Annotated in this window: 12 protein-coding genes; 9 read left to right on the forward strand and 3 right to left on the reverse strand. The window is 64.6% G+C overall.

Annotated elements, in window-relative coordinates; genetic code table 11:
* Positions 1-451: 451 nt before the first annotated feature.
* Entirely contained in the window at positions 452-718 is a 267-nt protein-coding gene (locus PI990_RS10115) for a PepSY domain-containing protein (RefSeq protein ID WP_271660521.1), read from the reverse strand.
* Between the two features lie 380 nt (positions 719-1098).
* Between PI990_RS10115 and PI990_RS10120 the strand changes: the two genes are divergently transcribed.
* Complete coding sequence (locus PI990_RS10120; protein ID WP_031287068.1) at positions 1099-1701, forward strand: DUF4823 domain-containing protein; 603 nt, start codon at positions 1099-1101, stop codon at positions 1699-1701.
* Positions 1702-1711: 10 nt separating this feature from the next.
* The gene (locus tag PI990_RS10125) at positions 1712-2272 is read left to right on the forward strand and encodes a DUF1285 domain-containing protein (RefSeq protein WP_271660522.1); all 561 of its coding nucleotides are present in this window, start codon (positions 1712-1714) and stop codon (positions 2270-2272) included.
* A 58-nt stretch (positions 2273-2330) separates the two neighbouring features.
* On the opposite strand, the gene PI990_RS10130 is transcribed toward PI990_RS10125, so the two are convergent.
* Positions 2331-3995: an electron transfer flavoprotein-ubiquinone oxidoreductase gene (locus tag PI990_RS10130; RefSeq protein WP_271660523.1), complete on the reverse strand. Its 1665-nt coding sequence runs from the start codon at positions 3993-3995 to the stop codon at positions 2331-2333.
* A 324-nt stretch (positions 3996-4319) separates the two neighbouring features.
* On the opposite strand from PI990_RS10130, the gene PI990_RS10135 reads away from it, so the two are divergent.
* Positions 4320-5069, forward strand: a complete 750-nt coding sequence (locus PI990_RS10135) for an electron transfer flavoprotein subunit beta/FixA family protein (RefSeq protein ID WP_031287067.1) — start codon at positions 4320-4322, stop codon at positions 5067-5069.
* Positions 5070-5999 (forward strand): electron transfer flavoprotein subunit alpha/FixB family protein, encoded by a 930-nt coding sequence (locus PI990_RS10140; RefSeq protein ID WP_021217590.1) that lies wholly within the window; start codon positions 5070-5072, stop codon positions 5997-5999.
* A gap of 60 nt (positions 6000-6059) precedes the next feature.
* On the opposite strand, the gene PI990_RS10145 is transcribed toward PI990_RS10140, so the two are convergent.
* The gene (locus tag PI990_RS10145) at positions 6060-6983 is read right to left on the reverse strand and encodes an alpha/beta fold hydrolase (RefSeq protein WP_271660524.1); all 924 of its coding nucleotides are present in this window, start codon (positions 6981-6983) and stop codon (positions 6060-6062) included.
* Positions 6984-7097: 114 nt separating this feature from the next.
* Between PI990_RS10145 and PI990_RS10150 the strand changes: the two genes are divergently transcribed.
* The 5 genes from PI990_RS10150 to PI990_RS10170 all read left to right on the forward strand — a co-directional run bounded on the left by PI990_RS10150 (position 7098) and on the right by PI990_RS10170 (position 12743).
* On the forward strand, positions 7098-7919 hold the full coding sequence (locus PI990_RS10150; protein ID WP_021217588.1) for a substrate-binding periplasmic protein: 822 nt from the start codon (positions 7098-7100) through the stop codon (positions 7917-7919).
* A 12-nt stretch (positions 7920-7931) separates the two neighbouring features.
* Positions 7932-8288, forward strand: coding sequence for a DUF4398 domain-containing protein (locus PI990_RS10155; RefSeq protein WP_374981886.1), 357 nt, complete (start codon positions 7932-7934; stop codon positions 8286-8288).
* A complete protein-coding gene (locus PI990_RS10160; RefSeq protein WP_043246560.1) occupies positions 8285-9094 on the forward strand; it encodes an OmpA family protein in 810 nt (269 codons plus the stop codon). Before PI990_RS10155 ends, PI990_RS10160 begins: the two co-directional genes overlap by 4 nt.
* Before the next feature lie 209 nt (positions 9095-9303).
* The gene (locus PI990_RS10165) at positions 9304-10743 is read left to right on the forward strand and encodes an aminotransferase-like domain-containing protein (RefSeq protein ID WP_021217585.1); all 1440 of its coding nucleotides are present in this window, start codon (positions 9304-9306) and stop codon (positions 10741-10743) included.
* A 221-nt stretch (positions 10744-10964) separates the two neighbouring features.
* Positions 10965-12743 carry a vWA domain-containing protein gene (locus PI990_RS10170; protein WP_271660525.1) on the forward strand — a complete coding sequence of 593 codons (1779 nt, stop codon included), beginning with the start codon at positions 10965-10967 and terminating at the stop codon, positions 12741-12743.
* Position 12744: the final 1 nt, after the last annotated feature.

Raw genomic sequence — 12744 nt, forward strand, 5'->3', positions numbered from 1 at the left:
TTATGTCCAGTATCACGGTGACATCATTCGCTCTATGGAGAGGACGCCGACTCGCTGTTGCCTCCTCACTATAGATGGCCCTTGGCCTGGCTTCCCGGCGAGTGACGTCGCCTGCAGCCGGCCTGCCGTTGACTCGGGCCCGCTTCAGGCTCCATTCGGATTGGTTGCGAGTACTCGCCCCATCGAAACGCACGTTGGTAGCCAGACATGATCCATTCGCAATGGGAGTCGTTGTTCCCGCTTCACTTCGGCAGCCTGGGGGAGCGCCACGCCTCCCCGGACCTGCACCTGCAGGGGAACCCGGGCGCGCGGAGCTGGAGCTGTTCGCCCAGCCTGGTGTGCCAGGCGTTGCCTTCTTCGGTGAGCAGGTGGTTGGCGAAGAAGGCGCCGGCGACCGAGGCATGGAACAGGAGGACGACGGGGCTCCAGAGCCGGATGGTCGCCCCGCCCATCAGTTTTCCACCCGGCTCGTGACCGGTTGGCCAGTGACCGGGGCGTGATAGATTTCGGCCTTGTGCTTGTGCTTGTGCTTGTCCTTGTCGAAGCCGTAGATCTCACAGCAGTTGCCGGGCGTGATCTTGAACGTGTCGATCGGGTAGCCCTGTTCCTTCAGCGGTGCCTGGAGTTGTTCAGGTGAAGCGTTCGGCGGTGGTGCACTGGGGAAGGCAAGGGCCGCGGTGCTGGCGATGAGCAGGGCGGGAAGCAGCAGGTAGCGCATGATGAAGTCCTTGATGGCGTTGGGAGGCTTCACTCCGCGCGCCGAAGCTCAAGGGATTTGAGGGGCGCGATATCGACATTCAGGCGCGGTTGATGGAGGCTGTGCTGCCTGAATTTCTCCTGGCTCCCGGGGTCAGCTCTTGCAGACGCCGATTTGCGCCAGGGTTTCGACGGTGCCGTGCCCTGGATGGAAAGCCCGCTGCGCACCCTGGCGCAGGGCCGCAACGCGCGGGAGCGGCTTGCGCGGACGCGCTGGCAGGCGCTCAAGGGCCTGTGCCGGGCACTGGGCAGCTCGGATTGGCGGCGGAGTACGTGATGGCGCGGAAGCTGCATCGTTGCGCCAAGTGCCGGTTTTTCGTCGCCGGCCGTGGAGGATCGAGAATGCGTAGTTTGATGCTGTTGCTGGCGCTGATGGCCCTCGGGGGCTGCATGAAGGTCAGCGACATGACCCTGGGCGCCCGCGAGCAGATGAGCGATGCCGGGCTGCTGGACCACAGCGAGACCTATCGCTCCATGTCCTGGCGGCTGCAGCCGGATTCGTTCATCTACATCGCCCAGAGCAGTTTTTCCCCGCAGGGCGGGACCCGCACCAAGCCCAACGTGGTGGCCGAAGAGGCCTTCAAGGGCTTCGTCGAATACTTCCCGCTGGTGCGTCGTGCAAGCCAGCCGGTGAGCCTCGAGCAGGCCATGAGCGAGGCCCGTTCGCTGGGTGCCAACTACCTGCTCTACAGCCGTTTCGCCGATGCCGATGACCGTATCGGCACGGTGGAGGAGTGGGAGGATCAGGAGGCGGTGGATCGGCTCGGTGTCGATAACGGCGTCATCCAGTTGATGCTGATCGAAACCGGTAACCGCTATCTGGTGGACACGGCACGGATCACCCACCGGGGTGGCCTGTTCACCTTTCATGACCAGAAGCCCGAAGACCTGATCGGGCCGCCGTTGAGACAATACGCGCGCAGCCTCATGGGGCTGGGCCGCTGAGGAGAATGTGATGAACGACCCGGGCAAGGCCGGCGACCTGCTGGCGCAGATCCCCAAGGAGAAGGGGCTGCCACCGGTGCACCTGTGGAACCCCGATTTCTGCGGCGACATCGACATGCGCATCGCCCGTAACGGCACCTGGTTCTACCTGGGCACGCCCATCGGGCGCAAGCCGATGGTCAAGCTGTTCTCCACCATCATCCGCCGCGATGGTGACGACTACTTCCTGGTCACGCCGGTGGAGAAGGTCGGCATCACGGTCGATGACGCGCCCTTCGTGGCGGTGAGCGTCGAGGTGAGCGGGGAGGGCGAGGAACAGGTGCTGCGCTTCGTCACCAACGTGGAAGACGAGGTGGAGGCGGGCGCCGAGCACCCGATCCGTGTCGAGACCGATCCGGTGACCCAGGAGCCGGCGCCCTATGTGCATGTGCGCACCAACCTGGAAGCGTTGATCCATCGCAATGTCTTCTACCAACTGGTGGTGCTGGCCGTGGTGCGCGAGATCGACGGCCGCAACTGGCTGGGTGTTTGGTCCGGCGGGCAGTTCTTCCCCATTGGCGAGGAGCCCTGACAGGGTCTTTTCGCAGGCAACAAAAAAGGCCCCGAGGGGCCTTTTTCGTTTGTCGCGTTTACATGTTGGGGTAGTTCGGGCCCCCGGTGCCTTCCGGCGCCACCCAGGTGATGTTCTGGGCCGGGTCCTTGATGTCGCAGGTCTTGCAGTGGACGCAGTTCTGCGCGTTGATCTGGAAGCGCTTCTCGCCGTCTTCCTGGGTCACGATCTCGTACACGCCGGCCGGGCAGTAACGCTGCGCAGGCTCGTCATAGAGCGGCAGGTTCTGGGCAACCGGAATGCTCGGGTCGGTGAGCTTCAGGTGGCAGGGTTGTTCCTCTTCATGGTTGGTGTTGGAGAGGAATACCGAGCTCAGCTTGTCGAAGCTGAGTTTGCCGTCGGGTTTCGGGTAGTTGATCTTCGGCGCTTCGCTGGCCTTCTTCAGGCAGGCGTAGTCCGGCACGGTGTCGTGCAGGGTGAAGGGGATCTTGCCGCCGAAGATGTTCTGGTCGAGCCAGTTCAGGCCGCCACCGATGACCGGGCCGAACTTGTGCAGGGCCGGGCCGAAGTTACGGCTGCGGAACAGCTCGTCGTACAGCCAGCTGGCCTTGAACGCCTCGACGTAGGTGGTCAGCTCGTCGCCGCCTTCCTTGCCGCCCAGTACCGCTTCGGCCACGGCGTCAGCCGCCAGCATGCCGGACTTCATGGCGGTGTGGCTGCCCTTGATCTTGGCGAAGTTCAGGGTGCCCAGGTCGCAGCCGATCAGGGCGCCGCCCTTGAAGACCATCTTCGGCAGCGAGTTCAGGCCGCCCTTGCAGATGGCGCGGGCGCCGTAGGCGACGCGCTTGCCACCTTCCAGGTACTGCTTGATCACCGGGTGGTGCTTGTAGCGCTGGAATTCGTCGAAGGGCGACAGGTGCGGGTTGGAGTAGGACAGGTCGATGATCAGGCCGACCACCACCTGGTTGTTCTCCAGGTGATAAAGGAAGGAGCCACCGGTGTTGTCGGTGCCCATGACCGACAGCGGCCAGCCGGCGGTGTGCACCACCAGGCCCTGCTCGTGCTTGGCCGGGTCGATGTCCCAGATTTCCTTGATGCCGATGCCGTAGTGCTGGGCGTCGGCGTCGGCGTCCAGGTTGTACTTCTTGATCAACTGCTTGCCGATGTGGCCACGGCAGCCTTCGGCGAACAGGGTGTACTTGCCACGCAGTTCCATGCCGGGGGTGTAGTAGCCTTCCTTCGGATGGCCTTCGCGATCCACGCCGAGGTCGCCGGTGATGATGCCGCGGACCACGCCGTTCTCGTCGATCAGGGCTTCCTGGGCAGCGAAGCCCGGGTAGATTTCAACGCCCAGGCCTTCGGCTTGCTGGGCCAGCCAGCGGCACAGGTTGCCCAGGGAGATGATGTAGTTGCCCTCGTTGTGCATGGTTTTCGGCACAAAGAGGTCAGGAACCTTGATGGCGCCTTCGGCATCTTTCAACATATAGATGTCGTCGCGCTTGACCGGAGTGTTCAGCGGGGCGCCAAGCTCTTTCCAGTCAGGGAACAGTTCATTCAGAGCGCGCGGTTCGAACACGGCACCCGAGAGAATGTGGGCACCGACTTCGGAGCCTTTCTCGACCACGCATACGCTGATCTCCTGACCAGCTTCGGCGGCCTTTTGCTTCAGTCGGCACGCAGCGGACAGGCCCGCAGGGCCGGCACCGACGATGACGACGTCGAATTCCATGTATTCGCGTTCCACAGTCATTCTCCTCAAGGCTCTCTTCGATATTTTATAAGGGAGGGCTAGGCTCGATCCCTGGCCAGAGCTGGCGCATTATATCCACACCCTTTGGCGGGTCCAATACAAACGTTTGTTTGAATTTTGTAGAAGCCTGATAGGATAAGGCTCTGCGGCTTATGGCGGGGTATTTTCCCGTATTGACCGGAATAGGCGTTACGGTCAAGATACGGGCGGTTTTGCGCTCGCCGTATGGGCTGACCGTCGGTTCCGGCCGACGAGCATCACCCGCCAGAGGCTCGTCCTTGGCGACATTCTTATTCACCGGAGAGTAACGAGGAATCCATGAAGGTTCTTGTAGCTGTCAAACGAGTGGTCGACTACAACGTCAAGGTTCGCGTCAAGGCGGACAACTCCGGCGTCGACCTCGCCAACGTCAAGATGTCGATGAACCCCTTCTGCGAAATCGCCGTGGAAGAAGCCGTCCGTCTGAAGGAAAAGGGCGTGGCGACTGAGATCGTCGTCGTCACCATCGGCCCGGCCACTGCTCAAGAGCAGCTGCGTACCGCCCTGGCTCTTGGTGCCGATCGTGCCATCCTGGTCGAGAGCGCAGAAGAGCTCAGCTCCCTGGCCGTGGCCAAGCTGCTCAAAGCCGTTACCGACAAGGAACAGCCCCAGCTGGTGATCCTTGGCAAACAGGCCATCGACAGCGACAACAACCAGACCGGCCAGATGCTCGGCGCCCTCACTGGCTACGCCCAGGGCACCTTCGCCTCCAAGGTCGAAGTTGCTGGCGACAAGGTCAACGTTACCCGTGAGATCGACGGCGGCCTGCAGACCGTAGCCCTGAACCTGCCGGCTATCGTTACCACCGACCTGCGCCTGAACGAGCCGCGCTATGCGTCGCTGCCGAACATCATGAAGGCCAAGAAAAAGCCGCTGGACGTGGTCACCCCGGACGCCCTGGGCGTTTCCACCGCTTCCACCGTCAAGACCCTGAAAGTCGAAGCGCCTGCTGCCCGCAGCGCCGGCATCAAGGTCAAGTCCGTGGCTGAACTGGTCGAGAAACTGAAGAACGAGGCGAAGGTAATCTAAATGACTATCCTGGTTATCGCTGAACACACCAATGCCGCCCTGGCCGCTGCCACGCTGAACACCGTTGCCGCTGCCCAGAAGATCGGTGGCGACATCCACGTCCTGGTCGCTGGTGCCGGTGTCGGCGCTGCTGCCGAAGCCGCTGCCAAGGTCGCTGGCGTTTCCAAGGTCCTGGTTGCCGACAACGCCGCCTTCGCCCATCAGCTGCCGGAAAACGTCGCGCCGCTGATCGCCGAACTGGGCAAGGGCTACAGCCACATCCTGGCTCCCGCCACCACCAACGGCAAAAACTTCCTGCCGCGCGTTGCCGCCCAGCTGGACGTCGACCAGATCTCCGAGATCATCGCGGTCGAAAGCGCCGATACCTTCAAGCGCCCGATCTATGCCGGCAACGCCATTGCCACCGTGCAGTCCTCCGCTTCGGTCAAGGTCATCACCGTGCGTACCACTGGTTTCGACCCGGTTGCCGCTGAAGGCGGTTCCGCTGCCATCGAAGCCGTCGGTGCCGGCAGCGACGCTGGCAAGTCCGCCTTCGTGGGCGAAGAACTTGCCAAGTCCGACCGTCCGGAGCTGACCGCTGCCAAGATCGTCGTTTCCGGCGGCCGTGGCATGCAGAACGGTGACAACTTCAAGCACCTGTACGCCCTGGCCGACAAGCTGGGCGCTGCCGTCGGTGCGTCCCGCGCCGCTGTCGACGCCGGCTTCGTGCCGAACGACATGCAGGTTGGCCAGACCGGCAAGATCGTCGCTCCGCAGCTGTACATCGCGGTCGGCATCTCCGGTGCCATCCAGCACCTGGCGGGCATGAAGGACTCCAAGGTCATCGTCGCGATCAACAAGGACGAAGAAGCCCCGATCTTCCAGGTGGCTGACTACGGCCTGGTGGCTGACCTGTTCGAAGCAGTACCGGAGCTGGAAAAACTGGTCTGATCCAGTTTCCGCACCCATGAAAAACCCGCTCATCGAGCGGGTTTTTTATTGCCTGCGAAATCACAGGGAATCGAGGAAGGCCTGGTAGTGCGCGGCGGTTTCGGCCGGGCGCTCGATCATCGGCACGTGGCCGCAATCCTTCATCACCACCACGCTGGATTGGCCCAGCAGAGGTTTCATCACCTCGATGCTCGACACATCCAGCACCCGGTCCCGGTCGCCCCACAGCAGCAGGGTCGGGGCGGTGATCTTCGGCAGCTCCGGCTCCAGCGGCACGTAGCGCTGCACCAGGTGCTGGAAGACCTGCTGGTAATGCTCGCGGTTGGCTATCGATTGTTCGGCCAGGTAGCGCTTCAGCGAACCGGGCATCGGCGGTTTCTCGACGAAGACGAAGTCCATCAGCTGGTCGTAGTCCGCGACCGAGCCCACGATCAACGGGTTGGCATCGCCGCGCTCCAGTCGCTCGTACAGCTCGCTCTTGTGCGGGGCGGTGACACCGGCGTTGTCGAACAGCGCCAGCGAGCGCACCTGTTGCGGGTAGCGCGCGGCGTAGAGGGCGACGATGTGCCCGCCCATGGAGTTGCCCACCAGGTGCACCTTGCCGGCGCCCAGGGTGGCGATGAAGGAGGCCAGCCGCTCGGCCTGGGTGCCGACGTCGTAGCTGCCGGCCGGCCTGCTGCTGTCGCCGAAGCCCGGCAGGTCCAGGGCGATCACGCGGTAGCGGTCGGTGAAGTGCCGCGCCATGCGCAGCCAGTTGTCCTTGTTGGCACCGAAGCCATGGACCATGACCAGGGTCTCGCCGCTGGCCGGGCCGCCTTCGTAATAGGCGATATCCAGATCGCCGACCGTCGTGCTGTGGGCGGAAAGCCCCGCCAGCTGGCACTCCACGAAGCGCGCCGTGGCCATCAGGGCGGCAGGGGAGAAGTACAGGGTGGCGGCCAGCGCTGCCAGCAACGTCACAAGTCCGATAAGCAGTTTTTTCATGGCGCGTCCTTATCGCAAAAAATTATTGCAGTTCGCCTAAGCTAGCATGACGCTAGAGGTATGCAGCGCCGTGCGCGCATTGCCCAAACCAAGGTCCGGTCCAGGAAGCACCTGATGCACATACGCCCATTCATCGCTCCGTTGTTGCTGGTCCTGGCCACGCTGTCGGGGCAGGGTCATGCGGCCGGCAAGTGCGAGCGCCTGGTCGCCACGGGCAATCCCGAGTACCCGCCGTACCTGTGGCGTGATCCGCAGAACCCCAAGCTGCTGGTCGGCGCCAATGCCGATCTGCTCAAGCGCATCGGCGAAGAACTCGGGCTGAAGATCGACATCCTCTACACCGGCCCCTGGTCCCGCGCCCAGGACGAGGTGCGCACCGGCCGTGTCGACCTGCTCGCCGGTGCCTTCCTCACCCTGCCGCGGCTGGAAACCATGGACTACGTCCACCCGGCCTTCCTCGATACCCCCAGCGTGGTCTGGGTCAAGCGTGGCCACGGCTTCCCCTACACCCAGTGGCAAGACCTGCTTGGCCACACCGGCGGCACCCTGGTGAACAACAGCTTCGGCCAGGCCTTCGACGCCTTCGCCAAGGCGAACCTCACCCTCGAAGAAGTGCCGAGCCTCACCCAGGCCTACCAGAAGCTCGTGCTGGAGCGCACCGAGTACGTGCTCTACGAGCATTACCCGGGCCTCGCCCTGGCCGACACCCTCGGCATGGCCGATGACCTCGAAGCCCTGGAGCCGCCGATCTCCAGTGAGGGCCTGTACCTCACGCTGTCCCACAACTCGGCCTGCAACGACCCCTGGCTGCGCGGACAACTGGCAAAAAAAATGACAGAATTGACCGCCGCAGGTGCCCCGCAAGTCTTCTTGCAGCGCAATCTCGAGCGTTGGAAAGCTCAGCAATTGCAGCCGGCCAGCGCTCCGAAACCCTAGGAAACCTCCGTGATCGAACAACGCATTCTGGCCATCGGCCTGGCTGTCCTCGCCTTGGCCGGCTGTGCCAATGACCCCGCTCCCGTGGAGCAGCTCCGCCTCACCGAACAGGCCGTGGCCCAGGCCCGGGCCGTGGGTGCCAACAGCGAGCAGCTCCCGGAAATGAAGCAGGCGGAAGAAAAGCTCGCCCTGGCGCAGAAGAACATGGGGGAGCAGGACTACAAGCGCGCCCGCGTCCTCGCCGAACAGGCCGAGCTGGATGCGCGCCTGGCCGAATCCAAGGTACTGACCGCCAAGAGCAAGGCCCAGCTCGCTGACATCACTGCCCGCATCAACCGCCTGCGCAAGCAACTGGGGGAACTGCAATGAACCCTCGTATCGCCCTCGCTGGCCTGTTGCTGGGCCTCGGCCTGCTCGCCGGCTGCGCCAACCCGCAGCGTGCCGAAGACAGCCTCGACGCCGCCCGCATCCAGTTCCAGAAGGTCAAGGAAGATCCGGACGTGCTGCGCAGCGCACCGAAGGACGTGATCCGCGCCGGTGAATCCCTGGCCCGCGCCGAGCGCCTGTCCAACTACCTGGGCAACGACCAGGACGTCGAGCACTACGCCTACCTCAGTGAGCGCTACAGCGAGATCGCCAGCCAGCACAGCGAGCTCAACCTCAACCAGGAGCGCGCCGCCAAGCTGCAAGTCGACCAGGAGCGCCTGCAACTGGCCCTGCGCGAGGCCAAGCTGCTCAGCGCCCAGCAACAGGGCGACTGGATGGAAGAGCAGATGGTCGCCCTGGCCGCCACCGAAACCGACCGTGGCCTGGTGATGACCCTGGGCGACGTGCTTTTCGACACCGGCCGTGCCGAGCTCAAGGCCTCGGCCAACCGCACCGTGCTCAAGCTGGTGCAGTTCCTCCAGATCAACCCGCGTCGCGTGGTGCGCATCGAGGGTTACACCGACAGCAGCGGTGTTCGCGAAGAGAACCTCGCCCTGTCCCGTGACCGCGCGCAGGCGGTGGCGGATGTCCTGAGCGACCTCGGCATCGACGCCAAGCGCATGGAAGTGGTCGGCTACGGTGAAGCCTTCCCGGTGGCCGAGAACGCCTCGTCCCATGGCCGGGCGCAGAACCGTCGCGTCGAGATCGTGTTCTCCGACGAGAAGGGCAAGCTCGGCGCCCCCCGCTGATTCCCGCTGTTCCAAGAACCCCGGCGGCTTCGGCTCCCGGGGTTTTTTATTGCCCGTACAGCTGCACCCAGTAGACGAGTCACGGCGGACTGAAGCGATACAGTCACTGGCGAAAGCGCACTGTATGGCCCACAATTTCCTGTGCTGTACCGGTGCAATTCGTTACTGCTCCGGTACTGTTTCGGTCCAGTGAACCAGGTGCCGCCGCCATGACCAATCTGTTGCTCTATCAACGCATCGCCCAGCAACTTGCCGAAGACATCCGCCGTGGTGTCTACCAGCCCGGCGAACGTGTGCCCTCGGTGCGCAAGATGAGCTCGCAGCTCAATGTCAGCCACGCCACGGTGCTGCAGGCCTACGCCAACCTGGAGGACCAGGGGCTGATCCGCGCGCGCCCGCAGTCCGGCTTCTACGTGCACCAGACCCCGGCGCTGACCGCCTCCACCCCGGATATCGCCCGGGTCGAGCGGCCGGGCCTGGTCACCCGCGCCAGCATCATCAACCAGGTGCTCACCGAATCCCGCCGTGAAGGCGTGTTCCCCCTGGGCGCCGCCGTGCCCCATGTGGACTACCTCCCGGTCCGTGCGCTGCACCAGCAACTGGCCAAGGTCACCCGCTTCCACAGCCCGCGCGCCTTCAGCTACATGTTCAGCCCCGGCTTCGAGCCGCTGCGCCGCCAGGTGGCGATCCGCATGCGCGACGCCGGCGTGGTGGTCAACCCCACCGACGTGGTCATCACCCATGGCTGCGTGGATGCATTGCAGATGAGCCTGCGCGTGCTGACCCGCCCCGGCGACCTGATCGCCGCCGAGTCGCCCACCTATTACGGCCTGCTGCAATTGGCGGACCTGCTTGGCCTCAAGGTCATCGAGATCCCCAGCGACCCCACCACCGGCATCAGCCTGGAGGCCCTGCAACTGGCCGCCAACCAGTGGCCGATCAAGGCGCTGGTGCTCACCTCGCGGCTGAGCAACCCCCTGGGTGGCACCATTCCCGAGGAGCGCCAGAAGCAACTGCTGCGCCTGGCGTCGGACTTCGACATCCAGATCATCGAAGACGATATCTATGGCGAGCTGATGTTCGAGCAGGGCCCCTCCAAGGCGCTCAAGGCCCACGACCGCGAAGGGCGCGTGGTGTACTGCTCCAGCTTCTCCAAGACGCTGTCCCCGGGCGTGCGCATCGGCTGGATCATCGCCGGCAAGTACCAGGAGGAAATCCAGCGCCTGCAAACCTTCAGCACCCACTCCGCGTGCAGCGTCACCCAGATGGGCGTCGCCGCCTACCTGGAGAACGGCGGCTACGACCGGCACCTGCGCTACATCCGCCAGGAGTACCGCAAGAACCTCACCGCCTTCCAGCTGGGGGTGCAGCAGTACTTCCCCGAAGGCACGCAGATGAGCCGGCCCAACGGCGGCTTCATCCTGTGGATCAGCCTGCCGGCCAAGGTCAACACCAAGGACCTGCACGTCCGCGCGCTGCAGCAGGGCATCAGCATCGCGCCGGGGCTGATCTTCAGTAACACCGAGCAGTTCAACCACTGCGTGCGGCTCAACTGCGGCATCCCGTGGAACCGCGAGGCGGAGCGCGCCATCATGACCCTCGGCATGCTCGCCAAGCAGCTGTGCCAGGAGGCCGGCAGCTACTTCTGATGCCGGCCGGCCCCGGGCTGAAGCCTGGGCTACATCGATCGGTGATGCCCCGATTGTGGGAGCGGTTTCAACCGCGATGGCCTAGCACGGCGATCATCGCGAATGAATTCGCTCCCAGGGGCCACGCCCCGCCCCAAATAATTTCACTCCCCCTTAACCCGACCCGATCGGCGCCTCCGTCTACTGGTGCGTATGGACATTCCGTCCCCAGGAGACACGCCATGACCACCCCCGCCGCACTGCTCCGCCAACCCCTCGCCGCCGGTTTCGCCGCAGGCCTGCTGCTCGCCCTGGCCGCCTGCCAGGGGCATGAATCCGGCACCACGCCCGGTGCGAGCGAGACCAAGGCCAAGGTCGAAACCGAAGCCGAAGTCACTGGCTCGCTGAGCGCCAACAGCGATGACGCGCGCCTGCAGGAGCTGGCCAAGCCCGCCGCCGAGCCGAACGCCGCCTATGCCCCTGCTGCGGTAGCCAAGCGCTCGGCCCCCATCGCGGTGGCCGGGTCGATGGTCATGCCCGTGGCCCCCGCGCCCATGAGCGACGCCCTGGCCGCCGGCTACCGTGACGAGGGCCGTGAGCAGTACGCGCACCTGGCCGACAACCCCATCCATGCCGTGACCAGCGACCCGGTCTCCACCTTCAGCATCGATGTCGACACCGGCGGCTACGCCAACGTCCGCCGCTTCCTCAACGACGGGCAACTGCCGCCCAAGGACGCGGTGCGCCTGGAAGAGCTGGTCAACTACTTCCCCTACGCCTACCCGCTGCCTCAGGGCGAGGTGCCCTTCGGCATCGGCACCGAGCTGGCGCGCTCGCCCTGGAACCCCGAGGCGCGCCTGCTGCGCATCGCCATCAAGGCCTCCGACACCCAGGTCGAGCAACTGCCGCCGGCCAACCTGGTATTCCTCGTGGACGTCTCCGGCTCCATGGACCGTCGCGACGGCCTGCCCATGGTCCAGGGCACCCTCAAGCTGCTGGTGGACCAGTTGCGCGCCGAAGACCGCGTCTCCCTGGTCACCTACGCCGGCGAGGCCCGCGTGGTGCTCGAATCCACCCCCGGCAGCGACAAGGCGAAGATCCGCGCCGCCATCGACCAGCTCGCCGCCGGCGGCTCCACGGCGGGCGAATCCGGCATCCAGATGGCCTATGCCGAAGCGCAGAAAGGCCTGTTGAAGAACGGCATCAACCGCATCCTGCTGGCCACCGACGGTGACTTCAACGTCGGCATCAGCGACTTCGAAAGCCTCAAGCAACTGGCCGCGGAGAAGCGCAAGGGCGGGGTCTCGCTGACCACCCTGGGCTTCGGCACCGACAACTACAACGAACAGCTGATGGAGCAACTGGCCGATGCCGGCGACGGCAACTACGCCTACATCGACAGCCTGCGCGAGGCGCGCAAGGTGCTGGTGGACCAGCTCAGCTCGACCCTCAAGGTGGTGGCCAAGGACGTCAAGCTGCAGGTCGAGTTCAACCCCGCCCAGGTCAGCGAGTACCGCCTGCTGGGCTACGAGAACCGCGCCCTCAAGCGCGAAGACTTCAGCAACGACAAGGTCGATGCCGGCGAGATCGGCGCGGGCCACACCGTCACCGCGCTCTACGAGATCGTCCCGGTCGGTGGCAAGGGCTGGCTGGAGCCGCTGCGCTACCAGCAGGCGCAGAAGGCCGATGGCAAATCCTCCGAGCTGGCCTGGCTGCGCATCCGCTACAAGGCGCCGGGTAGCGAGCAGAGCAAACTGCTGGAACGCCCCATCGCCGCCGGTGACGTGCCGGCCCTGAAGGACGCCAGCGAAGACCTGCGCTTCGCCACGGCAGTGGCCGCCTTCGCCCAGCAGCTCAAGGGCGGGCAATACACCGGCAGCTTCTCCCTCGCCGACAGCGCCACGCTGGCCCGGGGCGCCAAGGGTGAAGACCGCTTCGGCCTGCGCGGGGAGTTCGTGCAACTGGTCGAACTCGCACAAAGTCTGCAAAATCCAACTCCTTCACAGGCACGGATCGAGTGAC

The organism is Pseudomonas sp. TUM22785, from assembly GCF_028198105.1.
Taxonomy (GTDB): Bacteria; Pseudomonadota; Gammaproteobacteria; order Pseudomonadales; family Pseudomonadaceae; genus Metapseudomonas; species Metapseudomonas solani.

What these genes read in the sequence shown, in the direction of transcription:
- PI990_RS10135 (WP_031287067.1), top strand. Translation starts at nt 4,320, where the DNA reads ATGAAGGTTCTTGTAGCTGTCAAACGAGTGGTCGACTACAACGTCAAG.
- PI990_RS10170 (WP_271660525.1), top strand. Translation starts at nt 10,965, where the DNA reads ATGACCACCCCCGCCGCACTGCTCCGCCAACCCCTCGCCGCCGGTTTC.
- PI990_RS10150 (WP_021217588.1), top strand. Translation starts at nt 7,098, where the DNA reads ATGCACATACGCCCATTCATCGCTCCGTTGTTGCTGGTCCTGGCCACG.
- PI990_RS10165 (WP_021217585.1), top strand. Translation starts at nt 9,304, where the DNA reads ATGACCAATCTGTTGCTCTATCAACGCATCGCCCAGCAACTTGCCGAA.
- PI990_RS10160 (WP_043246560.1), top strand. Translation starts at nt 8,285, where the DNA reads ATGAACCCTCGTATCGCCCTCGCTGGCCTGTTGCTGGGCCTCGGCCTG.
- PI990_RS10140 (WP_021217590.1), top strand. Translation starts at nt 5,070, where the DNA reads ATGACTATCCTGGTTATCGCTGAACACACCAATGCCGCCCTGGCCGCT.
- PI990_RS10125 (WP_271660522.1), top strand. Translation starts at nt 1,712, where the DNA reads ATGAACGACCCGGGCAAGGCCGGCGACCTGCTGGCGCAGATCCCCAAG.
- PI990_RS10115 (WP_271660521.1), bottom strand. Translation starts at nt 718, where the DNA reads ATGCGCTACCTGCTGCTTCCCGCCCTGCTCATCGCCAGCACCGCGGCC.
- PI990_RS10120 (WP_031287068.1), top strand. Translation starts at nt 1,099, where the DNA reads ATGCGTAGTTTGATGCTGTTGCTGGCGCTGATGGCCCTCGGGGGCTGC.
- PI990_RS10145 (WP_271660524.1), bottom strand. Translation starts at nt 6,983, where the DNA reads ATGAAAAAACTGCTTATCGGACTTGTGACGTTGCTGGCAGCGCTGGCC.